This window comes from Lacinutrix cladophorae (genome assembly GCF_053604645.1).
On sequence record NZ_JBSHNR010000055.1, the window covers coordinates 1 to 1,001 of the forward strand.

General features: G+C 29.9%; 1 protein-coding gene. It reads right to left on the reverse strand.

Annotated elements, in window-relative coordinates; all coding sequences use genetic code 11:
* Positions 1 to 241: 241 nt before the first annotated feature.
* Positions 242 to 856 carry a hypothetical protein gene (locus ACVC3Y_RS00400; protein WP_452225764.1) on the reverse strand — a complete coding sequence of 205 codons (615 nt, stop codon included), beginning with the start codon at positions 854 to 856 and terminating at the stop codon, positions 242 to 244.
* Between the last annotated feature and the right edge of the window lie 145 nt (positions 857 to 1,001).

A 1,001-nucleotide genomic window follows, 5' to 3' on the forward strand; every position in this document is an offset into this window, starting at 1 on the left:
AAAAAAAATGAATCCATTATTTATTATCAGAAATGAGTAAGAGAAAATTCAAAAGCAGAGTGAGAAGTAATTAAATATTAATCTTTGAATTAATGTTTGTTTCATAGTTCAGAGGTTCATCTGAGCTATTTTTTATAACGGGTTTGTGTATGATTAGCGGCGTGTTTAAGCACCTAATTTAGCAAATAAAAACCGAATAGAAAATCCGCGAGGATTTTCGTAAGTAGGCTAGAACTAGCCATTAATTATACACGTTGTTAGCACCAGTATTTCTATCTTTTAGTTCCAGTTTTTTTACTTTCCATTCGCCATTTTCTTTTTCCAATTTCGATGACACATTAAAAACTCCGTTATCAGAAACGAAAATTAATGATAATTCAGAAGTTCCAGTTTCAGAACTCCATTTAGAGTTAACATTTCTTAAAATTCCGTAATGATTAATTTTCCCCGTTATTTTATTTATTTCAGAGTTGTTTTCACAATAGTTTTGAACTGTTTTTACAGGTTCAGATTGTCCAATAGTTATAAATCCGATAAACACTAAAATCATTGAAAAAATTAGCATTAGAGTGTGAAATTTAAGCAAATGTCTAACCATAAAGAAAATTCCATTGAATGGATTCTTTCTCATTTCCTCATATGAATTTCCGTAAATTTTTAAAAACTTTGGATAGTGACCTCTTTTTCCTTTATAAGGTTTTAACCAAAAATAAATTCCAATTCCAGTTAAAAGAGCAGAAAAAATCATTCCATAAGTTGATACAGGAAGTATTCCTTTAGAATCTCCAATCCAAGATAAAATCCATAAAATGAATCCAGATGTTAAAAATATTCGGAATAATGTTTTTGTGTTCAAGGTTCAGTTTATATTGGTGCTAACGGTTTAGCATATGGTTTGTTGCGTGATTAAGTCACTAAGTTAGTAAATAAAAACCGAATAGAAAGTCCGCGAGGACTTTCGTAAGCAGGCTAGAACCTAGCAATAAAATATATGCATTGTT